We start from the raw sequence: 24,342 nt of genomic DNA on the forward strand, positions 1-24,342 counted from the left end.
TCTATCATCGCCACCGAATCGCGAAAGACCCGCGGGCCGACGAGCGATCGCCTCATCCGCCTCCCCCGTCCCTGCCCGAAAAGAAGCCTCCCTCGTACCCGGACTCGGGCGTCCCGACCAACAGCGCCCGATCCAGGTACGTGTTGGCGAGCTCGCAACTTGTTTCGGGTACGAGGAGACACGCGTGGCACGCGGCCAGGTTCAGCGCGTCCTTACCCGACTCGGTCGACTCGATACACACGGGGTCCGTCGAGCACCACGAAGCGCGCGCGATACCCGACCTCACCACGTTCCAGAGTCGCTCGCCGTCGGCCTGGGCGGACAGGCCGCCGAGGCTTCCGGCGGAGTCGGCGGAGGCGGTGTAGATCAAGATCCCCGCCTGGTCGTCGTTCGTGTAGAGCCGCTCGCGCAGGGACGCCGCCGGGTACCCCGCGTCGAGCGCCAGCTCCTGGATCAGGACATGCGCCAGCGTGTGCAGGAGCACCCGCTTGGCCGACGCCTCAACAGCCGGCGTTCCCGTTTCTGCGGCCTTGAGGTTCAGCGCGTTCTGAAGCACCCCGACACGCTCGACGACGAAGTCGGACTCGGCCCACTGCGCGATCTCGTCCTCGTCGAAGTTCATGAAGACGCCCTCGCCGTGCACCTCGACGGCCGGCAGCCAGTTGGTCCGGTGGAGCGCCAAGGGCGCAACCGCCGAGACCGCTCCCGAGCCCTCGCCGTCGCTCGGCGCCACCCGCGAGAAGCCGTGCAGCGCTCGCACCTCGCGGAGCCGGCTGACCTGGCAGACACGTTCGAAGACGCCCCGGGCGTCCTCGGGCACGTCGGTCACGGGTAGCGACACGAACTGCTGGTGGGACGACGACTCGGGGAACCCGTCGTAGAGCGCCTTGAACTCGTCGTCGCGCAGATCCTGCTCGGTGATCTTCTCGTCTCCGAGCAGGCCCTTACGTTGAAGGACGGCCGCGACCAGATCATCCATGCCGGGTCCAGGAGGCGTCGGTTGAGCGAGCCCCACTAGAGCGGGTCGGAGGTCCTCGACCGGAATGCGCTCCAGGATCGGCCAGTACTTCCCGATGAGCTTGTGCACCTTGTCCGACCACGGCGGAATCGAGATCGCCGAACGGACCGCCGGGAACCAGACGCTCGACGAACCGCGCTGCATCGTGCGTGGCACCTCCGAGCAGGTCTCGGATTCGGACCCGTTCAGCCACGGACGGCGTCCCGTGCACTTCGTCAGCCCGAGGAGCGCCTTCCGCCCGAAAGACCCGGCCATCGTGCGCGACTTCACCCCACAGCTGCACGAGATCACGATGTCACTGAGCGACGAACTCTCGCCGCGGGTCCTCAGGCTGAGCCGATGCTTCTTGCTCACATCGAAATCGCCCTGGTGCAACCAGCGTGAGTAGGGGAACTCGTCGATGTGCCCGTTTACGCAGCTCACCACGAAACGCGAGGGGGTGAGCTGGCGGGAACAGTCCTCACAGACGTTCGCATCCCACGAGCAGAACGTGTTGTGGAAGTCCAGACGTCGACAGCTCGGGCAGTAGTGCATCTCCGGAAACCGGATGACCGGAACGTCACGGCTCTTGTACGAGCCGGACGGCGGGAGCTTGAAGGTCTGAACGCCCAGCGAGCGCGCGAGACGCGGCTCCGGGATCTCCTTGCAAAGGTCCTCTTTCCAGTCGTCGAGCCCCAGGATCATGAAGCTCTCGTCCCGCGCAGGGAAGAGTGCACCCACCCCGTAAGTCGACACCAACTGCGTGCGCCGGGACTCGGCCACGTTGTTAGCCACGGTTCGCCTTCTTCCGCTTGGAGGGCACGAGGTAGAGGAAGGACGTCGCGTCGACGTCCCGGAGGCTGGTCATCGTCGGCCAGGGGGGTTCGTCGACCGGGTAATCGAACTGGTCGTCGTCGACCACCACGCTCGCGTCCTTGAGGAGCGCGTGGGTGAAGTCCTGGCGCCACCCCGGATAACGGGTGATCTCTCCGGCCCCGGCGGCGTCGACCCACGAGCCGATGAGCTCGTCCAACTGCGTTTCCAATGCCTCGGCTTCCTCCGGGGCGATGCGGCGAGCACGCTCCAGAACGATCCTCTTGACCTTGGCGATGTCCTCGGTCCACGAGGCGATGTTGCCTGCCGCCTTGTCCTCCCCCGCGCCCGGGACGATCTGACGTACGAGCGAGACGAGCATGCCGTGCAGGCCTCGGTCGCGCGCACGAGCGGCGAACGGGGTGGCGCCCGTCGCCTCGACCTGGCGGTAGAGGGCCTGGTGATACGAGGTGAACAGCTCGTAGTGCGAAAGGTCCCGTGATCGGGCGGAGTTGTAGATCGTGAGCACGAGACCGGGGTACTTACGGCCCACGCGGCTCGTCGCCTGGATGTACTCAGCCGTTGCCTGAGGTTGACCCATGACCGCCATGAGGCCCAGACGGTCCACGTCGACGCCGACGGAGATCATGTTCGTCGCCAGGACGACGTCGGGCGAGTCCGGATCCGGGAAGCTCGTGCCGAGGCGTTCCAGAGCTGCCGGCACCTGAGTGGAGTCGATGCGTGAGGTGAGTTCGAGCGTGGTTCCCTCGAGCTCCCTCCGGTCGTGCTCGAGACGGTTCGCGATCAGCTTCAGGCGGTCGGGAACGTCGTCCTGCACCTGCATGAAGGCACCACCGAGCACGCGGAGGCTGTTGAAGTAGCCCAGAAGCGTCCAGTAGGCGTCGCGCACCGACTCGTCCGCCTCGAGCGCCTTCGCGGCATCGAGGATGGCTGCATAGACACGCACCATCAGCGTCGTGTGACTCACACTCGGCGACATCAAGCCGACGTAGAGCCGGTTACCCTTCTTCTCGGGCGAGGCCTCCACCGAGAAGTGCGAGTCGGACGCCTTCAGGCCAGACGCCGGGAACTGCCGGCTTCCGCGGTCGAACACCGCCCGGACCTGCTTCTCGGCCCGGCGGATCGTCGCGGTCGACGCCACCACCTTCGGGCGCGCGATGCGCGAGCATGCCGCATCCACGGCCGTCTCGTACAGTCCGACCATCGTGCCGAGAGGGCCACTGATCAGGTGAAGTTCGTCCTGCACGATCAGGTCGGGCGGGAGACTCGCGCCGTCCGAACCGAAGATCGACCGCGCCTGCTCCTTCCACGCCATCATCGCGAACTTGTCGACCGTCCCGATCACGAGCGACGGGCGCTCGCGGTAGACGTCGTCGTCGATCAGATGCACCGGCAGTCCGCCGTGGAAGTCGCAGTCACCGTTCGGACAGCGGACCCCGAGGCGATCCGGACCCGACAGCACGGAGTACGCGGACAGCGGCAGGTGCTCTCCACAGCTGGGACACGACAACAGCTGCCGCGGGTTGCCCTTCGACGCGAACTCCCCGCGTTCGAGGGCCTTGAGCCCGGATCGTGCGTCCTTCGCGTTGTTCGGTGTCGCCCCCTGGCCGACCCACAGGCCGAGCGACACCGGAACCGCATCGGGCATCCTCTGGCGTCGGATCGACTCCATCGCACAGATCAAGCCCGCCGCGCGTTCGAACTGCTGGATCGTCAGCAGCCGCAGGGTGTACCGCATGATGACCGAGACTCCACCCGCATACGGATCGCGCAGTCGGCGCAGGAAGATCGCGTACGCGATCAGACCGAGGTAGGCCTCGGTCTTGCCGCCGCCCGTGGGGAACCAGAGCAGGTCGACGTGGTCCCGCCCTTCCGACTCCGGATCCGTGAGGTCGGGAAGGTTCATCAGGATGAACGCCATCTGGAAGGGACGCCATTCCTGGACCGCAGCGTCGGCGGCCTCGCGACCGTTCCGTGCGACGTCCTGGCGGTAGCGCTGCAGGCGCATCGCCTCGTTCATCAGCGCGAAGGCCTCGCAGGCGGTCTCGTCCCGCAGGATCAGGGCGATGCCCGCACGCATGCGCTCGGCGGACTCGCGGGCCTCACGCAGGTGCTTCTTCGCTGCGTCGAGCAGCTCGCCCTGGAGCTCTGCCGAGTCCTGCTCCCGCTCGGCGATCCAGTCCGCGTACCCGGCCACCATCTCCTCGAGCGGCCCGACGCCGGCCTTCGCGGCCAGATCCTTCATAAGGATCGGCTGCTGTTGCGATCCGCTCGGCTCCGCCAGCGCCACCGCATAGCGTGGGACGAACGTCGTCGACACTTCGAGGACGCGTTTCGCCCCGGTGTCCCACTCGACGGCGCACCCGTGGCCGACGGCGAGATCGTGGGCGTCCCGGTAGAGCAGCGCGTACGAACCGGCCTCGTCGTCGGTCCCCTGCCCTCGTGCGACGTTCCGGTCACGGAACGCACCCTGGGGAACGCGGAGCGCGATCCGGGGCTGGAACCAGCACAGGCCGTCCTTCCTCCCCTTCGCGGGCTCCTTCGCAGTGTTGATCAGAGCGACCGTCACCGGCACGGTCCCCTCGTGCGGTCTCCGCACGAAGACCTGGAGTTCCAGCGAGTCCGCCACCTCGAACCTCGTCCGTCCCGGCTCGTCGGTCAGGATGCTGAATGTGCGCTGAACGTCGGAAGCCCTCTCCCAACGGCCGCCCTCAGACTCTCCGTATCGGGAGGCGACGACGTCGATCTCCAACTCCGGCGTCTCACGTGGATCGAGCGCGACCGTGAGTCCCATCGACGAGGGGTACTGACGACGCGCCAGCGCCACCGCAGGGTCGTAGACCGCGTCGGGACCCGTCCCCGAGGCCGTTTCGGGGGTGTCGGCTTCGACCTCCATCGTGCCCACGGACTGCGGGTGCAGGATCCCCATCACGAAACGGTCCAGCGGTGCCTCCTCGAGGACGACGTCATCGGGTCCACCGACCAGGTCGGCGACCAGGGCGTCGACGAGGCGAGCTCGCAGGTCGTACCAGGGGTCGAGTTTCGACATCATTCGTCCTCCACGTTCCAGTTCAGTCGTGCCATCCCCGTGACGACGACGCCCCGCCACAGAGACGCGACGCCCGGGGCCGAGTATTCCGGTCCACAACCGCGTGTCTCGAAACCGTCGATCCGCAGATCTTCGAGGATCGGCCAGCGACGTGTCTTGTACCCGAGGCGCGCCTTGAGGTCGAACCCGAAGTCCTCGGTCGTGACACCGATGCGCCAACCATCGTGAAAGACGTCGTAAACCGGGCGGATCAGGTCGCTCAGTGCCCTGTTGAGCGACAGCGTCAGCTCGTCACCGACGGCGATACGCTCGCGGATGTAGTCCGCGGTCGCTTCGATCCGCGCAGGGTCTGTCATGGAACGCGTGTCGGCCGGCCTGAGCTCGAACCCGTGGGTCTGGAAGTGCTTGAAGCCCTTCACGACCCAGCGGCCCGACTTCTCATCCTTGCGCAGGCCCTTCGGGACTTCGGCATCCGCGGCGAAGATGCGATCGCGCGCTCGCGTGAGCGCGACGTAGGCGGCGGACGTCTTGTCGTCACCGGCATCGCCGGGCAACCATGCCCGGGAGTCCACCAGCACGACATTGTCGAACTCGAGGCCCTTACTTCTGTGGATCGTCGACACGATCACCTCGGCGACAGGCGGTTCGAGGAGCTCGGCCGGCACGTCGCGGCGCGCCACCGCCGCCGCGACTCGGGTGGTCTCCACGACGTCCGGCGATGTGAAGCCGCGCTCCATCCGCTTCACGAGGCGCCAGGCCTCCGCGGCCGAAAGGCGTGCGTCGCCTTCCTCTTCCCAGCGATCGAAGAAGTCCGATCGGCGGGTCCTGCCTCGCTCGCGGTCGAGCGTGTCCGCCACCCACCGAGTCACTCCTCGTTGATCGGCAGAGCTTTGCAGGGCCGCCTGCACCCCGAGCTCACGCAGTCGGTCGCGGACGGTCATGGCGACTCCGTTGGTGTCGCAGAGGAACGCCGTCGTCTGCCCCTCCCAGCGCCCGAGAAACGGCACCAGATCTTCGATCGCGCCCATCGCAGGAACAGAGGCGAGCTCGTCTCGCACCGTCGACGTTCGCGTCGTGGACGTCATTCCGTCGAGCCGCGCCCCCAGCTGAGCGAATCTGCGCGCATCGTCCGATACAGCCCGGTAATTCGTCTCCAGAGCACGACGAACGGGCGCGAATCGCTGATCCAGCATCGCCAGGAACCTCGCCGACGTAACATCCGCGTCGTCGCGCAGCTGGAAGTCGTAGATCGCCTGCTGCGGATCACCGAGAACCGTGAACCCCGCGTCGACCGCTTTCAAGATCTCGAGGACGAACAGGGCACGGACGCCCACGACATCCTGAACCTCGTCGACGACGACGTGCTCGACGATCTCCAACTCGTCCGAGACCTGCCCGTCCCGCAGCAGACGCGTCGCCTGTTCGATACGCGTGTCGAACGAACCCCCTGGCTCGATGTCGAGTTCGGCGCTCGCGATGATCCGCGCCGCCAGAGCGTCCAGGGTCCTCACATTCAGCCCGCGAAGTGCGCGATCCCCGGCGGCGAACCGTCGCCGAAGCGCACTCACCGCGGCGCGGGAGAAGCTCAACACGAGGATCTCCTGCGACGCGTCGACGCCCTCCTCGTCCACGAGATGCTCGACGAGCGCCGCGACCGTCTCCGTCTTTCCGGTACCGGCGGGAGCGATGACCACCTGGCGGGTCCCGGCGTCGACTTCTGCGACGAGCTGCTGAGACGCGTCGAGACTGACCTGCCTCATCACGGACGACCAGCCCCGTTCCCGTCCTTGCGCCAGAGGTACTCGAACTCCGTGAACGCCAGGTCGGCCCCGTACTGCTCGACGTTGTCCTGCACGTTCACGATCTTGACCTTGCTCGAGCCCCCGTTGAGCGGACCGCGAAGGCCGCGACCGATCATCTGCTGATACAGGTTCGCACTGTAGGTCGGACGCGTCACGTAGACCGCCCGCACCGCAGGCGCGTCGAAGCCCTGGGCGAGAACGTTGTAGTTGGTGATGACCCGGATGCGCCCGGCCCTGAACTCGTCGATGTAGTGCCTCCGAGCGGCCATGTCGGTATCGCTCGAGATGGCCACAGCCGGGATCCCCCGGAACGTGAGGAGGGAAGCCAGGACCCGTGCGTTGTCGACCGACGTCGCGAACAGCAGAACCGTCCAGTCATCCGGCAATGACGTCACAGACCGCAAGATCGTCTCGTTGCGTTGCACGTTCGTGCCGAGCTTGACGAGAGCGCTCTTCGGGATGTCCTTGAACTTCTCGGCATCCGCGAGCTCGGAAGCACTGAGCTCGATCTCCACCCCCGGGAGGATCTCCTGCTCGACCTGCGCCAGGACGTCCATCCGCTGGAGATGTTCGTACGGGTCACCCTCGAAGGCTCCTGCATCAAGCCTGTTGTGGTCGTACCGGGCCGCAAGCTGCCGCGTCTCGGCGACATTGGTGTTCCTGAACGGCGTCGCGGTCAAGCCGATCATGGCTCGTCGATTCTTTCGCGAGCGGCCCAAACCCAGCCACCTCAGAACTTCGGTGTACATCGGCGCGACCGAGGTATGCGCCTCGTCCACGACCACCACGGTGTTGTCTGTCAGCCACTCGTACTCGGACCGCCGCTTCACGCTCAGCAGCTTCTGCGGAGTCGCGACGACGAGCTGGATCCCGATACCCGTACCCATTTCCTCGACTTCATTGGTACCCCAGAGACGCCCGATGTGGAGCGGCCTCGCCGAACCTTTGGCTCGCCAGATGAAGGACCACGTCTCCACGGCCTGGTCACAAAGCTCGTTGGTCTGCGCGATCCAGACGATCGGCCCGTCGAGGCGACCTTCGGCGATCTCCTCGACCAACGCCTGTACCGCGACTCGAGTCTTGCCGGCGCCAGTGGGCAGCGACACCAGGCCACGCGCGTCGGTGCTCTCGCCGCGAAGCATGGACCTGATGCGCTCCGTCACATGTTCCTGATAGTCGTGCAGCGGATCGAGATCCGCCGGACCGTCCACCGCGAACATCGCGGGCTTCGCGTCCTCGACGAACCCCGCATACTCCGGTGGAAAGCCGAGATCGGCCACCCATCGCCGGGTCGCCGAACCGCCGACCCATTGGGTAGGAGGCTCGAGGCCCTTCTCGTCGAGGTCGCTCTTGTAGGCAGGCAGACACCGGACGCCATGCACGGCCAGCACGAGCCGGGCGATCTCTTCGCCAGTCGGCTCTCGCCCCAGATCCGCTCGAACCGCCTCCACGGCTGCCGCGGGAATCTGTCGGACGAGTTGTTCCTCACCGATGAGCAGCGCCAGCTTCTTCTCGACCGTATCCGCGGATCGCACTCGGGCGATCGTCGCCTCGAGCTTTTGGGAGCGGATCTGATCAAGCACCGACTGGATCTCCTCGGCGGTCATGCCGAGCTGAAGCTGTTCCGAGACGCTCCGCAGGATGTCCCTGTGCTCCGTGCACGTCGTCAGGAGCGTGTCCTCGTTGAGGTAGCTCCTGACCGGTCTCGTCCTCGTGCCGTGGTTCGTGACGGTCACGAGCTCGATGGATTCGCAGATGAGCAGTTTGATCGACGCCGGCACATCCCAGAGACGCAGCTTCGGGAAGGCGTCGATCAGAACCTGAGGCTCGCCGCTCGCCTCGAACACGAGTTCCTGCTCCAGAAGCAGCTTGCCGTCTTCGAGGCCCCAGGCATCGATGAGCTGCGCGAGGTCGTCCGGATCCTCGACGAGAATGACAGGGCTGCGCTGCTCTTGAAGCGAGCGCAGATCCTCCTTCCTGCCGACCACGGCGACTTCGTCGATCGGCACCTCGCGGTCGCGATCCCCCACGGTCGCCACGAGTTTCTCCGGAGGCTCGGTCTTCCAAGCGCCCCATGCGTACAGAAGGTTTCTCCGTGTCGCCTCCCAGCCGCGAGCAACGTCGAACAGGTGATGCCAGTCCGTGAACGTCATCGAGTCGAGGTCGGGAAGGACGCCGAGCGCACCGGCGGTGCTCGGGTCCAGGTCCACGACGGGGAACACGTCACGTGGAACCTGATCACCGTCATCGGCGAGGACGCAGGATCGCGGCTGGAATGCGCCCACCCGGGTTTCGAGTCTTCCGTGCTGCCTGATCCACCAGTAGGTGGGATCCATGTACGTCTTCGGCGGGTACTGCGCCGCGGTCTGGTGTCGGACCTTCCACGGTTGACCCGAGGCGAGGCCGAGCGCGACGTTCGTCATCGCGACTCTCGACCGTTCGGACAGTCCTCGCAACGTGTCGAGTGGCCACGGGACGGGCGGTCCTTCGACGATCAACTTCTCCGGGTCCGGCTTCGGTCCCGTGAGTGACGCGATGTAGCTCTCCTTGAACTTATCCTTATAAGTCCGCATCCAGAGCTCTTCGGGAGTGTCCGAACGGAGCGTCGGCTGCGAGACCAACCCGAGGCTCTTGAGTTTCTCAAGGTCGTCTCGGTGGTACTCGATGTCCAACGTGAAGCTCTCGTCACCGCGCGACACGTGATCGATGACGCCCCCCGGCTCGAACACGGCAGCCAACGGGACGAAGGCTCCCGCACGGTTGCGCACGCGGACGCTGAGCTCCAGGGGCTGCGGAAGCTCCTCGCGGAAGATCGAGAAAACCGTCTCGTCGGAGCAGTCGCGGGACATCGCCCAGACTCGCCGCCACTCGATCTTCGTCGGCAGCTGCCCCGAGACCGCGTTCCGCAACTCGCCCGCACGATCCAGGAGCTTGATCCCGAGTTCGTCCAGTGCCTCCACCGCCGCCGGCAACGCAGCGAGCTCGGGGTGGAGGAAATTGAACCCCTCTTCGTCGCCGCTAGAGCGGACGAAGATCCGGCCTGGCCGCGCCGGGGCGAGCATCCCATCCTCGAGCATGACGACCTTCGCCGCTCTCGCCTGCTGCTTGAACTCATTCTTTCGGCTGAGGACCCGGACCAGTTCGATCGCGACCGCGGAACCGGCGAGAGTCGGCGGTTCGAGCAGTGCCTCGACCCACTCGGTGACACCGGCGATACGGGTCGAGTCCGACGACGAGATATCCGTCAGAAGTCGCTGAGCCTTCGCGCGCCGCTCGCGATTGTTGTCCACCGAATGGTGCACCCAACCGGACGGCGCGGGGTCGAGCATCGCCCACGTCGCGAGCTCGGTCTCCGTCAAACCATCGGTTTCCGTCCGCGTAGCGACACTCGGATGGATCCGCAGTGCACTCGGCACACGGAGAACACCCGACATGTCAGGCAAGGACGGGACCTCGCGCAACCGGTCGAACACCGGCCGATTGAGCACACCGTCTGCCCAGCTGCGCTCTTCGCGTCCGCGGGCGGGGAGCAGATCGAGCGCCCAGGACGGGTCGGACGAACGCTGCAGGTGAGGCCACTCGGAGGCGACGACCTCCGGCAGCACCTCGGTCAGGATCTCTTCGTTGAACGCGCCAGGTAGGAGGTGGCGACGGTCGTCCGTGAGTTTCCATGGGGCGTTGACGATCCCCGAGAGCGTCGTTCTCTCCTCCGTCGGGAAGAACGCCCAGAACCGCCCGACATGATCGCGTCCCCCGAGCGGCACGGCCCACGCGACGCTGATCGTCTCCCGGTGCGCGAGATCGCCCGCGTCCTCGAGGGCCGCTCGGCTCGGACGGTGTTCGCGCCGAGCAACCCGCCACCTGACGCTCTTGTCCTTATCCTCCGCAGCGGTGTCCGACAGGGTCAGGACGCCGTCGGCCTCCTGAGACACCGTCAGCACGCGATCGAGGACGTCGACCCGGTCACTCAACGACACCCGGCGTGCGTGCGGCGAGAACAGGAGGAACGACGCGGGGAAGCTCCGAAGATCCTCCGCGAGCGCTCCGCGACCCTCCTTCAAGGGAACCTTCACCACGGTCGTCGCCCATCGCATGAGTTCAGCGAGGACCGCGTCCTTGCGAGCGTCCGCGTCGGCGTCGAGCACCCTGGCGAGTCGCATCATCGGATACGACGGGGCGCCCGGGACGACCGTCTCGATCTCCTTCTCGGCCATCGCCCGATCGAAACCGAAGGACCCGGAGCGACTGTAGAGCGCGGGTGAGTCGGAGATCGCCACAACGGACTTGAACCCGAGCCCGAAGCGACCGATCTCGTCGCCGCGCTTCCGCGAAAGGTGCGAAGCCATCAGCGCGTGGACGCCCTCGACCGTCATCGGTCGACCCTCGTTGGCAACGTACAGCGTGTCCCGTGTCAGTACGATCTCGATCGCGCCCGGCTGGCCGAGCATCGCGTCGGCACCATTCTGGATCAACTCGTAGAGCTGCTTACGCCCGTAGCCACCCTGTGCGATGTTCGACTCGATCGCTGCGTCTTGCTCGACTCGGAGCCGATCCTCCCGGTACGTGGCCAGGCACCTGGACACCTGCTCAACGACCTCTCGCGCAACCGGCCCCTCGACCCCTGCCCACTCCCCCACGCCACAACCTTCCCCGAGTCAACACATTCCCTTTACTTCTTATCCCGTCGCGGGGGCGGTTTTGGGCGAATGCGCAAGTTTGTGACGGAAATGGTCCGGTCAGGCTAGTTGTCCAAGTGCGCGAGGATCGCGCGTGCGATCGCGCCGGCGAGCGGCGGCGGGACGGCGTTGCCGATCTGCTTGGCGATCGAGACCTTCGTGCCACACCACTCGAACTCCTCGTCGAATCCCTGCAGGAGTGCCGCCTCGGCATGGGTGATCGGGCGGTGCGCCGTGGGATGGAGGTATCTGCCCTTCTCCGGCTTGAAGAACTCGGTCCGGATGGTCACACTCGGGCGGTCGGCGTGGAGCCGGCCCATCACGTCACCGGAGCCGGAGTCGTGCTTTCGCCAGCACGGCGCTTTCAGGTCGTCGGGCAGATTCCGGCGGTTCCCGCCGGGCGGGATCTCCCGATACCGCCGCTGAGACAGTTCGGTGGGATTCCGCGTGACGTGAATGTCCTCGAGCTTGAACGGACCGGGAACCGGCCGTCCGTTCACGATCGTCGAGCACGCTGGCAGGTTCGTCTCGGTCACGTCCGTCGCCAAGCCCTGCCAAGCGTCGGCGACTGTTCGCGGAAGACTCCCATCCGGCGCGAGGAGCACCGGCTGCTCATCACGGGCCCCAAGGACGACGGCTCGTCTGCGGTTCTGAGCTGCGCCGTAGTCCGCCGCATTGACCAGGTAGGTCGCGACCCGGTACCCATCGAGGCGACCGCCCTCGGCTGTTTCCGCGATGAACTGCGCATACTCGGCGGACTTCAGAAACTGCGGGACGTTCTCCATGACGAAGTAACGCGGACGGATCTTGTCCAACGCGGTGACGTAGTGGTGCCACATCGAGTTGCGCGGGTCCTCGGGGTCTCGCTTCCCAAGTTGCGAGAACCCTTGGCACGGCGGGCCTCCGACGACGACGTCCGCCTCGGGCAGCTCGCCCTGCGCCCAGTCTGCGATGTCGCCGACATGGACGTGCTCACCGAAGTTGTGGGCGTACGTCGCCGCCGCATCGGGATCCCACTCGACCGCCGCGACCGATTCGAACCGACCTGTCGCCATGAAACCCGACGTGAGTCCGCCGCAACCAGCGAAGAGGTCGATCATCCTGAGTCGGCGCATGATGATCGCAGTCTAAGGACCGAGCCGCCGCTGGAAGCGGGAGACTCACCGGCGCCACCCCAAGCGGTCACTGGAGGAGCCGAAGGCAGCCGCTCGTCCACCGAGGAGCATCAACCGGTAGCTTCCGCTCGTGACCACTCGCCTCATGCGCCCAGGCAGCTCCATCCGTTACACCAAGGCGCTCGATACCGTCAGTCCCCTGATCGACGGTTACCCCAACTTCCACTGGCTGATGAACGACCCAGAGCGTCCCCAGGGAGCGCTACCCCGCCTCGAAAAGGGGATCGACGCTCCGGCGGCCGTTGTGGATGCCTACGACGAGGTGCGACGCCCGCTCGTCAGCTGCAGGACGAGTACCCACAAGGCTGGGACAGAGACGACGCCGTGGCACGACCGGTATGACCCCGAGACGGGGACGATCACCTACTTCGGGGACAACAAGCCAGGCTCGATGAAGCCGGCAGCCGATGCGCCGGGCAATCGGCGCCTGATCGAGACTGCGGAACTGCACGCCTCGGACTTCGAAAGCGACCGAGCCGTTGCGCCTCCGGTCCTCGCGTTCTCCTTCGGCCGTAAGGGCGTCGGAACGTTCCTCGGAGTGTGCGTGATCGACAACATCACCCTGGTACGTCAGACCGCCGGCGACGGAGGACTGTTCTCGAACTTCAAGTTCGAGCTGGCCGTGCTCGATACCGGGATCGTCGACCCGCGTTGGTTCGACGACCGACGTGACCCGTGGACGAGTACGGAGGAGTGCATGCGCCACGCGCCGATGGCCTGGCGCCTTTGGGTCGAGGCCGGTTCGGAAGCGCTGGAGGAGCTGCGCGCCGGCTACTGACTAGGTTCCCGCCGGGACGCGACGGCTCTCATGACGCGGTCGGCGATCTTGGTGGGATCGTCATGTTCCCAGGCCCTCACAACGCACCAGCCCGCATCGTCGAGGAGTCGGTTCGTCTCCTCGTCTCGGGATCGGTTGGTCGCCACCTTCGTCGCCCAGAACTCGGCGTTGGCCTTTGCCTTCGTGTGGTGCACCGGACATCCGTGCCAGAAACAACCGTCGATGAAAACGGCCACCTTCACTCGCGTGAACACCAAGTCCGCTCGACGATTCAACTGAGGCAACGGCCGAGCATCGACCCGATATCGCAAACCCTGCGCATGGACGATTCGACGAACGGCCAACTCGGGTTGCGTGTCCCGGCCACGGTTGCTTTGCATGCTGCGACGCGTCCCGGGGGACGATGCCCAGGATCGAACTTCCATGCCTCCCTGCTTACCGCAACGAGTGCATACCTGCTCCTACCCCACCCCGCCGAAACTCGTTGTGAGAGGAACGATCGAGCCTCCTAGGCCCGGTGGACCTTCCAGATGCCCATCATAAAGAGGCTGATCGCCGAGAGGATGCCCAAGGCGGTCCAGCCGACGACGGTGGCGGACTCGGTGCCGAACTCGACCGGGCCCAAGCTCAGAAGCGCGACGACGGAGCTCACCCAGGCGGCGAGGGCCACGAGCATGCCGATCGTGAGGACGATGCCGCCGAACTTCGACGGCTTGGTCTTCTGCTGGTGGGCTTGGTCCTGCGCTGATCCGACGTGCGGGACGTGCAGATGAGGCACGTGCAGTGAGAGGGCCATGATGCACTCCGATCGGTAGAGGTCGCATCGACGAGCCGATCACTTGACTGTACGCCCGCGTCCGGGCGACGCCAACAGATAAGTGGCCCGCTCCACGGTCCGATACCGGGGCCGATCCGGCTTACATTCCGGGCTCGAACACCACGTTCGTCCAGCCAGACTCGCGGGGGTCGAACGTGGCATAGGCGTCGCTCGCGGGGTGATCGCCTCGGGCGCGCGCTCCCGCTCGGACTGCTCGGCCGGCCCGTGCGTCGGCTCGGCGGACGGACCATGTTTGGGCACCGCGAGTGAAGGCCTACAGCGTGGATGACGCGATCGACACCGATGCTCTTCTGAGCCTGACGCCCACGCGCCCGGGACCAGGTGTTCACTATCACATCAGCCCCACTGTTGCCTCGATTCGGGCCCGGCGAAGGCCCCCCCGCGGATACGCTCACTTGACTCGGCTACGAGTGCAGATCATCGAAAGGTAGGTACGTCCGTGTTGGCGAACCTCGCGGAGAACTTGTCCGCCAGCTCTGACAGGGCGTTGCTTCTCGGCCTCACTGCTGTCGTGTTCGGCTTCGCCGCCTTCAAGGCGTATCGCGGTTACCAGTTGTACGGGACTCTCACCTTCGTCAGCGCCGTGACGAAGTGGACCGCGGTGGTCTCGGCGCTTCTCCTGGTCCTTCAGGTGCAGCAGGCGAGCCGGCCGTACACGCCGCCGCCGTCAAACGAGTTCGCCATCGTCCTGGGCCACACCCAGAACTCACCGCGACCGACGCTCGGTCGGGATACCTCCGAGCTCATCGAAGAAAGCCTTCTTCTGCATAAGGGCGAGACCGCCGAGGACATCCTGAGTTCCATAGCGTTCGTCTCCGCCGCCGCTCCCCCGACGGTGCTGTCCGTCGACGCGAAGGCGCTGGCCCTGAAGAGCATCGGCACCAACGCCACACGCGCGAAGCGCGACGTCCGCGACAACGCGCGTGCACTCGAGACGTTCCTCGAGACACAGAAGCCCGCCAGCAACGGCGCCGACTACCTCGGGGCTGTCATCGAGGCTTCCCGCAACCTCAGCAGCGGCGCGACCATCACCGTGATCGGCTCCGGCCTGTCGGACAGCGGGGACCTCGACTTCGCCAATGACAACCTGCTCACCTCTGCCAAGAAGCGCGAGGCGAAGGTCGAGCAACTCGCCGAGAAGTACGGTCGCGACTACCTGAGCGGGTACTCGCTGCACTTCGTTGGACTCGGCGACACCACGAAGCCTCAGGAGCGCCTGTCGCCGAAGCAGAAGGACATCGTCCGGGGCCTGTACAAAGACGTCGCCACCGCTCTCGGCGGACGCGTCCATGTCAGCACGCGCACTCAGAGTTCGACCGCCGTCGACACCGCCTTCACGGTCAGCACGACCGATACCGGGTGTGGCAACGTCGACTTCACGCTGGGCGAAGGCAAGCTCGAGTTCGTCAGCGACCAGGCGGACTTCACCAGCCCCACGAAGGCCAAGAAGGCGCTCAGGAAGGTGGTCACGGTGTACCAGGACGACCCCGCACGAGTGCGCCAGATCACCGTGGACGGCTACATCTATCTGACGTCGACGCAGCGCAAGCTCGCCGGCGCGAAGGACGCTCCGCTGTCCAGAGAGCGGGCCATCGCTGTCAAGAAGCTGTTGGTCCGCGAGGGCGTCCCCGCAAACCTGATCCGCGCTTCGGGCAAGGGCGCCGGCCCTCACAACAACGCTGATAAGCCCGGCCTCGACCGCATGGTCAAGATCAAGATCGCCCGCACCGAAAACCCGGATTGCTGACGGGCCAGGAGGAGTATTCATGTCAAGGTCGAACGTGCTCACCGATGCTGTGATCCGCAAGCGGTTGCGCCGCATTGGCAAGAGGTGCGCCAAGGACGTCAAGAAGAAAGTGCGCCGAGGTGAGCTGAGCGCCGAGTCGCTTGAGCTGCACCTTCCGATCATGGGCACCGAGTATGAGCATCTTCGGGCCGAGATCCGCAGCGCGCTGGACGGCTCGCTGACCGATCAGCGGCACGAGCGTGCGAAGCTCGCGGGACAGATCGAGAACGAGCTGAACACGCTCGGCAACGATGCGCACCGTCTGCAGCAGTCGTTCCAGACGCTGCAGAAGCTGGCGCTCGAGGCCGAGCTGGCGGATGTCGACATGCCGGCCGAGAACAAGATCACGATCGAGCCGCTGCGGAAGCGGTTCAAGGACGCGGAAAACAGGAGCGACGCATGACACCGGTCGAACCCCGTACTGATCAGGAGAGCGCCGAGGCGGCGCAGCCTGCTACCCAGACCAAGGCTTCGTCCTCCAGGACCGCCGAAATGCCGTTCTTCGCGCCAGTTGCAATCCTCGTTGCGTGTGCCGCGCTCAGCATCGCTGACCTGGCGTTCTTGAACGACGTCATCGGTCAGGTCCTCGATCTCGAGCAGCGCCCTTCGATCATCATTTCGGGGGCACTCGGCCTCGCCGGACTCCTGTTCATGATTCACCTCGGTTACAGCGAGGCGGAAGCACACCATCCGCCAGGCAAGGCCAGCAAAGTCGTCCACATCGGGATCTGGATCGCCCTGGGCGTGGCCATCTCCGCTGCTCGACTCTTCTCCGGGAAGATCCTCGAGCTCGGCAGTGAAGACGGAGTCATCCAGATGATCGGGCTAGAGGTCCGGCAGCAGGACGTCGTGTTCGCACCGATCATGCTGCTGATGTACCTCATCGCTGGCCTCGGGGCGCGGGACGCCACCAAGTCCATCTTCCTCAACACCGGGTTCCACAAGTTCAGGGAGTCACGCGCCGACAAGAAGCGAGCCGAAGAAGTCCACAAGCAGCGAGCGATGGACAAGCAGCGTGAGCGCATCGCGACCGTCCAGGAGGAGCGCGAGGCGAAGCGTCGCGAGATGGTCGCCAAGCAGGCAGAGCGCAAGACAGCCAAGTCCGCCGACGCAGAGCGCCAGCAGGAGTTGAAGCGCGAACGCGAGGCCGCTGTCCATCAGGAGAAGTTGGAGACGCTTAAGAAGCGCGAGGAGCTCGAGCGCGAGCGTCTCGAACTGCAGAAGCAGAACGTCAGCACCGAGCAGCGTGCCCTCGAGATTCAGAAGGAGCGCGCTGAGAAGCGTCGCGTCTACCACAACGCTCAGCAGAGTTACCTTCAGTTGAAGTCGGGTTTCCAAGCCCGGACGCAGCTGATCACCGAGCAGATCGCATTGATCGAAAAGCTGGACGCGGAGATCGCTGCCGTGAATTCCACGCTGGCCAACACAGTGAAGATCATCGACGAGTCGGAGAACTCTGCTCAGAACGCCGCCGCGCTGAAGATCCACGCGAAGACGAAGGAACCCGTCGCCCAGCTGAAGACGGTCATCGCGAACTTCAACGCCGAGCGGTCGCACGACTGACACCGGTGAGACAACGACGCCAGACATACCAGCGGACGACCTACGTCCCCGGCACGTCCCGGCCGCCCGTGCTCTTTTGGGCGGTCGGGGCAGTACTGGCTCTGGGTGCCGTCGCGGGAGCGGTCCTGGTGTTTGCGGACGAGGATCAGGCTGAGTCTCCCCGACCCGTTGCGGCCTCATCCCCCGCCACTTCGCCCCCCACCAGCGCGCCGATCACAACCGCCTCTGTCGTTCCCCCGCGGACAGTCCCGACACCCACACCCACTCCCACGCAGAGCAAGGCACCGACACCGACGCGACCGCCCGTCGACCTCGGTAAGCCGTACGAGGTTCTCTCCGTCACCGACGGCGACACGATCCGAGTGCTCTATGGCGGAGTGAGTGAGCCGGTTCGGTTCATCGGGATCGACACACCCGAGACGAGGAATCCGAACACTCCGGTCGAGTGCTTCGGCCCCGAAGCGTCTGACTTCGCCTCCCGCATGCTTGAGGGGAAGCGGGTGTTCCTCGTTCGAGACGGTGCGCAAGACGACCGGGACCAGTACGGCCGGCTGATGCGGTTCGTGTTCACGGCTGATGGCACGAACGTCAACGCGTTGCTCGTTCGCAAGGGATACGCCACGTTCGAGGATCGCTTCCCGATCCGGCGCGCTTTCCGTGATGAGCTGGCGCGAGCCGAAGCCAGTGCCCGGGCGAACGACCGCGGCCTCTGGGCCGCCTGCTGAGCGACAGACCACTTCCGCGCTTCGGCGCGTCCACGGTCGGCAGACTCCGGACGGTCCCGCAGCCTGAGCGAGTCTCGCGTGGGACACCCCATGGCGCGCCCGGGACCGGCATGCTTGCGCCATGACGAATCTGCACGACAACCGCTATGTCGCGTTGGCCCGCCTGGTTCGCCGCTATGGACGCTCCGACCTGCTGTCCGGAACCCAGCTCGACGAGTTCGACATCGACGACGAGACGCCGCTCGGCGACGCCGAGCGCGCGCAGGCGTTCGCGGACGACCTGGAGAAGATGGGGCCGACCTTCATCAAGCTCGGCCAGCTGCTCTCGACGCGGTTCGACCTGCTGCCGGCGTCGTACACGACCGCGCTGGAGCGGCTGCAGGACGAGGTCGAGCCGATCGACTTCGACACCGTGCGTGAGGTCGTCGAGACCGAGCTCGGCGCCACGCTCAAGGAGCGGTTCAGCGACTTCGACGTCAAGCCCCTCGCCGCGGCGTCGCTCGGCCAGGTCCACCGCGCGGTCCTGCGCAACGGGCGCGAGGTCGTCGTGAAGGTGCAGCGACCTCACGTTCGCGAGCTCGTGCGCGAGGACATGAAGGTGCTGGGTCGCCTGGCGCGCCTGGCCGACCGCCGGACCGAAATCGGGCGCAGCTTCGGCTTCGGTCAGCTGCTCGACCAGTTCCGCCGCTCGCTGGCCGGCGAGCTGGACTACCGCCGCGAGGCCCGCAACCTGGTCACCTTCGGCGAGCTGACCGCCCCGTACGACCTGCTCGTGGTGCCGCAGCCGGTCGAGCCGTACACGACCTCGAAGATCCTGACGATGGACTTCGTCGAGGGCCGCAAGGTCACCGACATCGGCCCACTGGGACTCACCGACGTCGACGCGCGCCCGATCGTCGAGCAGCTGTTCAGCGCCTACCTGCACATGATCCTCGACGCCGGGGTGCTGCACGCCGACCCGCACCCGGGCAACCTGCTGCTCACCCCCGACGGACGTCTGGCCCTGCTCGACCTCGGCATGACGGCCTCGGTCCCCCCACGCATCCAGCACGACATCATCAAGCTGCTGCTGGCCATCAGCGACGGGGACGGCGAAGAGACCTCGTCGATCCTGGCCGCCATGGGCCACCCGCTCGACTCGTTCGAGGCCGGCCCGTTCCGCAGCGACGTCGCCCACCTGGTCTCCGAGGCGATCGCCAGCGGCGCGGACGTCGCGGTCGGCGCCGTGCTGGTCGATCTCAGCCGGGTGTCCGGCGCGCACGGGCTGCGCCCGCCGGCCGAGATGTCGATGGTGGGCAAGGCGTTGCTGAACCTCGACCAGGCCACCTCACACCTGGATCCCGGCTTCTCGCCCACCGACGCCATCCGCGAGAACGCGACCGACATCTCGGCCGCCGGCCTGAAGATGTCGCCCGGCGGCATCGTGGCCGCCGCCATCGAGTCGAAGAACTTCGTGGAGCACCTGCCCGAGCGCGCGAACCGCATCATGGACTCGCTCGCCGACGGCGAGTTCCGGGTCAAGGTCGACGCGATCGACGAGCAGCGACTCCACACCGTGATCCAGCGGGTCGCCAACCGCGTCACGCTCGGCATCATCATCGCGGCCACCATCTTGGGTGCCGCCCTGATGATGCGCGTGCCGTCGAGCTGGACGGTGCTGGGCTACCCGGGCCTCGCGATGCTCTTCTTCCTGTTCGCCGTCTGCGGCGGCATCGCCATGGCGGCCTGGATCGTCATGACGGACCGCAAGGTCGCCCGCACGGACCGCACGGCCGGACCCCCGCGGCCGAGCTGATCGCGCGGAGCGCGGGAACCTGATTGACTGGCCGTGAACAAACGTTCACGCCCCAGCCCCGAACGGATCCCGTGACTGTCTCGACGTCCTCCCCGACCACCACCGCCCAGCCGCCGGAAGCCCCGAGGCGCAGCGCCGCGCTCATCGTGGCGACCCTGTCGCTGTGCGGCATCGTCGTCTCGTTGCAGCAGACGCTCCTGCTGCCGCTGCTGCCGATGCTTCCCGACCTCCTGGACGCCTCGGCGGACAGCACCTCGTGGCTGGTGACCGCCACCCTCCTGACGGGCGCGATCGCCACCCCGACCGTGACGCGCCTGGCCGACATGTACGGCAAGCGCCGGATGATGGTCCTGACCCTGGCGATCTCGGTCCTCGGATCGATCCTCGGTGCCTTCAGCGAGGACCTGGTGCTGCTCATCGTCGCTCGGGCACTGCAGGGCGTCGGCATGGCGGTCGTCCCGGTCGGCATCGCGATCATGCGTGACGAGCTGCCGCGTGAACGCATCCCGCTCGGTGTGGCGCTCATGAGTGCCACGCTCGCGATCGGCGCCGGCGTGGGACTCCCCCTGTCCGGCCTCATCTCCGAGCACCTGGACTGGCACGCGATCTTCTGGGCGACCGGCGCGGTCGGGATCGTCCTGCTCATCGCGGCCATGGTGGTGCTGCCCGAGTCCCCCGTCCGCACCCGAGGCAGCTTCGACTTCCGCGGAGCCCTGCTGCTGTCGGCCGCCCTCACCGCCCTCATGCTGGCGCTCTCCAAGGGCTCGCACTGGGGCTGGGGCTCGCCGACGACGCTGGGTCTGGTCGCCGGCGGCGGCGTGCTGCTCGCGATCTGGGTCCCGGTCGAGCTGCGGACGCCGAGCCCCCTGGTCGACCTGCGCGTCTCCTCCCGACGTTCCGTCGTCCTGGTGAACTCCGCCTCCGTGCTCGTCGGGTTCGCGATGTTCGCCAACATGCTGCTCACGACCCAGCTGCTGCAGATGCCCGAGGCCAGCGGCTACGGGCTGGGACTCGGGATCCTCGAGACCGGTTGGTGGATGGTCCCCAACGCGGCCGCCTTTGGCCTCATGGCACCCGTCTCGGCCTGGCTCACGCGGCGCTTCGGGCCGCAGGTGACGGCGTTGTCCGGCGCGCTCCTCATGGGTGTCGCCTATGCCGCACGCGTGTTCCTCAGCGACGACCTCGCCCAGGTCGTGATCGGATCGGTCGCCGTCGGCGTCGGCACCGCGATGGTGTACGGCGCGTTGCCGACGATGATCATGCGCGCCGTGCCGGTCACCGAGACGGCTTCGGCCAACGGACTCAACGTGTTGCTGCGGTCGATCGGCACCACGAGCGCCAGCGCCATCGTCGCCGCGGTCACCTCCGCGTCCGTCGTGACGATCGCCGGCGAGGAGGCGACGAGCGAAGGCGCGATCAGGCTGCTGTTCTGGCTCGCCGCGGCTGCGGCGCTGGTCGGCGCGGCCGTCCTCTTCCCGACCCTGGGGATGCAGGACTTCGCACCCGAGGCGGATCGTTCCGGGACCGCGACCTCCAGCCGTCCCAACTGCGTGGTGCACGGCAAGGTCGTCGACGCGAACGCCCGCCCCGTGCGCAACGCCGTCGTGACGGTCCTGACCATGGAGGGTGCGGCCGTCGACTGGGGCCATGCCGATTCGGACGGGCAGGTCGCGGTGGCCGTGCCCGGCCACGGTGACTACTTCATCGTGACGTCCGCCGATGGCTGGCAGCCGCGCTCGCGCATCGTCACCGTCGACGTGGAGACCGGATTGCCGCCCCTGGTGCTGCGCGATCGGCTCACCCTCGAGGGCACGATCACCGACGCGGACGGCGTCCCGATCGAGGGGGTGCTCGTGATCCTGACCCATCACGCGGGCGAGGTCGTGACCTCGACCCGCACCGACCACGAGGGGCGGTACGCGGTGCCACGGCCGCCGAACGGGCGCTACGTGCTCAGCGCCATCTGCGACACCGGAGCGACCGGCGCTCGCCCGGTCACCGTCTGGGAGGCCAACCGCACCGCGGACCTCACGTTGGGGACTCCCCTCGCATGACCGCTCCCACCGATCCGGCCGAGCTGAGGGCCGCGGTCTGGCGCGCGGCGGGCGACCTCTTCGCGCGCAAGGGCTTCGGCGAGGTGACGATCCGCGAGATCGCGGCGCTGGCCGGCACCTCTCCCTCGCTCGTCATGAAGGTGGCCGGCAGCAAGGAGCAGCTGTTCCACCGCACGGCGACGATCGCCGCACCGGAGTTGCCGGACGTTCCCGTCTCCGCACTCGGGACGGCGCTCGTCGCCGAACTGGTCGACCGCCAGCGGCGCGGAGATCTGGAGCACCTCGGCCGGGCCATCATGCTGCGCGTGAACGCCCCCGATCCCCAGTCCGTACGGACGCAGTTCCTGCACGGCTACGTCACGCCGCTCTCGGAGGTTCTCGACGGCCCACGACCGGAGCTGCGTGCCGAGCTCGCCGTCGCCGCCCTGATGGGCTTGGCGACGACCCTGCGGTTCTTCGAGTCACCCGTCCTGCTCGCCGAGCTCGACGCCGTCGAGGCCGTCTACGGTCCGGTCGTCCAACGCCTTCTCGACGGCGCGTAGCCCTCCGTCGTCAGGCGTTCGCGCGAGGTCGGCGGCGCGCGGCGCGGCGGATGACCGAGCCGGGCTTCGAGGCCAGCAGCGGGTCCCAGTCCTCGGTGATCTCGGTCAGCTTCGCCTCGTCGACGAAGACCGCGCCGTCCTTGACCTCTCGCTCGAGGTCGCGGCCCAGGATCACTCCGGCCGTCTTCATGCCGCCCCAGATCGTGGCGTTGATGCCGAACATGAACTCGGTGCTGGCCCCGCCCAGGAACAGGCCCGGGATGTGGGTCGTGACCTTCGGCCGGAACGGGCCGAGGTTCTTGAGCAGCGGCGCGATCCCGTAGCAGGAGCCGTCCGAGGTCAGGGTGAAGCGCTCCTGCGTCATCGGGGTGGACGCCTCGCAGAAGACCATCCGCTCGCGCAGGTCCGGGATCATCAGCGACGCCGTGTCCAGCACGCGCTCGGTGAGCTCGTCCTTGAGCCGGCGGTACTCCTCGTCGCGCCCGTACTCGGCGCCGCCCATCGGGTCGGCGTCGACGTTCCAGAACGCGTGCTCCTTGGGTGCCCAGCTGACCAGCTCGAGCGTCGAGTAACCGGGCGGCGCCGAGTGCGTGCCCTCCGGATCCTTCGCCGTCGGGCAGCTGATGCCGACGGGCATCTGCTCGGGGCAGCGGCCCGCCTCGACCTCGCGGTAGTAACCGTCGACGTCGTTGTTCGGCCACACCCACGCCAGCGGAGGGGTGTCGCGCTCGCGCAGGTCGACGTCGAGCGCGACGTAGACCGCGAACATCGGCTGCGTCATCTCCAGGTTCGCCAGGCGCTTGCGGAGCTTCCGCGTCAGGTGCTCGTCACCGACCAGCTCGGTCCAGGTCAGCTTGTAGTCGCCCGCTGCCACGACGACGTCGGAGCGGAACTCCTCGCCGCCGCGCAGGCGGACTCCGACGGCTCGGCCGTCCTCGATGAGGATGCGCTCGGCGCGCGACTTGGTGCGGACCGTCCCGCCGTAGGACTGGATCACGTCGGTCAGGTGCGCGCCGATCACCTGTCCGCCGCCGCGCGGGTAGTAGGCGCCGTCCTGCAGGTAGTGGTGCAGCAGGCCGCCGTGCATGACCGCGGGCGTGCGGTACGGCGGCCACGTGTAGTCGCCGTTCTCCGCGAGGATCACGGCCTGGGCGTCGGCGCTGAGCCCGCAGGCGTCCATCAGCTTGGTGATCGGGCGCAGTCCCCAGCGCAGCAGCATCCACGGCTTCAGCCGCGGCTCCTCCCCCGCCGAGATGATCCGCAGGATCCGCACGCACCGGCGCAGACCCTTCTCCTCCTCGGGGAACGCCGCGATCAGCCGCTCGAGGTACGTGTCCCACCCCGTCGGCGTGTGGAACGTCGTGCCCGGAACCATGATCCGGCAGTGGCCCTCGGGGTTCTGGCGCAGCCACTTGATGCGCTCGGTCAGCGCCAGACCGGACAACGCCGTCTGCATCCGACCGCCGGGACCGCACTCCCCCACGTAGTGGGTACCGACGTCGAACTCGAACTTGTTGCCCGCGCGACGGAAGACCTGCGTGCTGCCTCCGACGACCTGGTTCGCCTCCAGCACCAGCACCTTCGTGCCGTTCGCCGCGAGGTACGCCGCGGTCGTCAGGCCTCCGGGCCCCGCGCCCACGACGATCGCGTCCCAGGTCTCGGGACCGGACTCGGGAGTCTCGGTCGAGGGCGTGGCGGTCTGCGTCATGGGTGAATCGCTTTCGAGGG

The 24,342-nt window shown here is 66.9% G+C and carries 16 protein-coding genes; 8 read left to right on the top strand and 8 right to left on the bottom strand.

Translation table 11 applies throughout. The annotated features are described in order from the left end of the window. Positions 1 to 52 precede the first annotated feature (52 nt). The 5 genes from drmB to H9L21_RS11275 all read right to left on the bottom strand — a co-directional run bounded on the left by drmB (position 53) and on the right by H9L21_RS11275 (position 12,458). A complete protein-coding gene (gene drmB / locus H9L21_RS11255) occupies positions 53 to 1,792 on the bottom strand; it encodes a DUF1998 domain-containing protein (RefSeq protein ID WP_154596815.1) in 1,740 nt (579 codons plus the stop codon). Then, positions 1,785 to 4,883 (bottom strand): helicase-related protein, encoded by a 3,099-nt coding sequence (locus tag H9L21_RS11260; protein WP_222865770.1) that lies wholly within the window; start codon positions 4,881 to 4,883, stop codon positions 1,785 to 1,787. Before H9L21_RS11260 ends, drmB begins: the two co-directional genes overlap by 8 nt. Beyond that, positions 4,880 to 6,640 carry a UvrD-helicase domain-containing protein gene (locus H9L21_RS11265; RefSeq protein ID WP_230081651.1) on the bottom strand — a complete coding sequence of 587 codons (1,761 nt, stop codon included), beginning with the start codon at positions 6,638 to 6,640 and terminating at the stop codon, positions 4,880 to 4,882. The genes H9L21_RS11260 and H9L21_RS11265 overlap by 4 nt, the downstream gene beginning before the upstream one ends. Then, the gene (locus tag H9L21_RS11270; protein WP_154596812.1) at positions 6,640 to 11,319 is read right to left on the bottom strand and encodes a sacsin N-terminal ATP-binding-like domain-containing protein; all 4,680 of its coding nucleotides are present in this window, start codon (positions 11,317 to 11,319) and stop codon (positions 6,640 to 6,642) included. The genes H9L21_RS11265 and H9L21_RS11270 overlap by 1 nt, the downstream gene beginning before the upstream one ends. A gap of 104 nt (positions 11,320 to 11,423) precedes the next feature. After that, on the bottom strand, positions 11,424 to 12,458 hold the full coding sequence (locus H9L21_RS11275; RefSeq protein WP_222865771.1) for a DNA cytosine methyltransferase: 1,035 nt from the start codon (positions 12,456 to 12,458) through the stop codon (positions 11,424 to 11,426). Positions 12,459 to 12,603: 145 nt separating this feature from the next. On the opposite strand from H9L21_RS11275, the gene H9L21_RS11280 reads away from it, so the two are divergent. Then, positions 12,604 to 13,311 (top strand): hypothetical protein, encoded by a 708-nt coding sequence (locus H9L21_RS11280; RefSeq protein WP_154596810.1) that lies wholly within the window; start codon positions 12,604 to 12,606, stop codon positions 13,309 to 13,311. On the opposite strand, the gene H9L21_RS11285 is transcribed toward H9L21_RS11280, so the two are convergent. Together H9L21_RS11285 and H9L21_RS11290 are read right to left on the bottom strand one after the other, a co-directional pair. Further along, positions 13,305 to 13,736 carry a very short patch repair endonuclease gene (locus H9L21_RS11285; protein ID WP_222865772.1) on the bottom strand — a complete coding sequence of 144 codons (432 nt, stop codon included), beginning with the start codon at positions 13,734 to 13,736 and terminating at the stop codon, positions 13,305 to 13,307. The genes H9L21_RS11280 and H9L21_RS11285 overlap by 7 nt on opposite strands. An 83-nt stretch (positions 13,737 to 13,819) precedes the next feature. Next, on the bottom strand, positions 13,820 to 14,107 hold the full coding sequence (locus H9L21_RS11290) for a hypothetical protein (RefSeq protein ID WP_154596809.1): 288 nt from the start codon (positions 14,105 to 14,107) through the stop codon (positions 13,820 to 13,822). A 481-nt stretch (positions 14,108 to 14,588) separates the two neighbouring features. Between H9L21_RS11290 and H9L21_RS15645 the strand changes: the two genes are divergently transcribed. The 7 genes from H9L21_RS15645 to H9L21_RS11325 all read left to right on the top strand — a co-directional run bounded on the left by H9L21_RS15645 (position 14,589) and on the right by H9L21_RS11325 (position 22,614). Beyond that, on the top strand, positions 14,589 to 15,896 hold the full coding sequence (locus tag H9L21_RS15645) for an OmpA family protein (RefSeq protein WP_154596808.1): 1,308 nt from the start codon (positions 14,589 to 14,591) through the stop codon (positions 15,894 to 15,896). A gap of 34 nt (positions 15,897 to 15,930) precedes the next feature. Further along, entirely contained in the window at positions 15,931 to 16,338 is a 408-nt protein-coding gene (locus H9L21_RS11300; protein WP_154596807.1) for a hypothetical protein, read from the top strand. Next, a complete protein-coding gene (locus H9L21_RS11305) occupies positions 16,335 to 17,498 on the top strand; it encodes a hypothetical protein (RefSeq protein ID WP_154596806.1) in 1,164 nt (387 codons plus the stop codon). The genes H9L21_RS11300 and H9L21_RS11305 overlap by 4 nt, the downstream gene beginning before the upstream one ends. A gap of 5 nt (positions 17,499 to 17,503) precedes the next feature. Then, the gene (locus tag H9L21_RS11310; protein WP_154596805.1) at positions 17,504 to 18,223 is read left to right on the top strand and encodes a thermonuclease family protein; all 720 of its coding nucleotides are present in this window, start codon (positions 17,504 to 17,506) and stop codon (positions 18,221 to 18,223) included. A gap of 121 nt (positions 18,224 to 18,344) precedes the next feature. Next, positions 18,345 to 20,018 (top strand): ABC1 kinase family protein, encoded by a 1,674-nt coding sequence (locus H9L21_RS11315; protein ID WP_154596804.1) that lies wholly within the window; start codon positions 18,345 to 18,347, stop codon positions 20,016 to 20,018. Between the two features lie 71 nt (positions 20,019 to 20,089). Then, positions 20,090 to 22,072, top strand: a complete 1,983-nt coding sequence (locus tag H9L21_RS11320) for an MFS transporter (protein WP_187411471.1) — start codon at positions 20,090 to 20,092, stop codon at positions 22,070 to 22,072. After that, positions 22,069 to 22,614: a TetR/AcrR family transcriptional regulator gene (locus H9L21_RS11325; RefSeq protein ID WP_154596802.1), complete on the top strand. Its 546-nt coding sequence runs from the start codon at positions 22,069 to 22,071 to the stop codon at positions 22,612 to 22,614. The genes H9L21_RS11320 and H9L21_RS11325 overlap by 4 nt, the downstream gene beginning before the upstream one ends. Before the next feature lie 10 nt (positions 22,615 to 22,624). On the opposite strand, the gene H9L21_RS11330 is transcribed toward H9L21_RS11325, so the two are convergent. Beyond that, positions 22,625 to 24,322, bottom strand: a complete 1,698-nt coding sequence (locus H9L21_RS11330) for a phytoene desaturase family protein (protein ID WP_154596801.1) — start codon at positions 24,320 to 24,322, stop codon at positions 22,625 to 22,627. Positions 24,323 to 24,342 lie beyond the last annotated feature (20 nt).

Origin of the sequence: Aeromicrobium senzhongii (assembly GCF_014334735.1) — a bacterium.
Lineage (GTDB): Bacteria > Actinomycetota > Actinomycetes > Propionibacteriales > Nocardioidaceae > Aeromicrobium > Aeromicrobium senzhongii.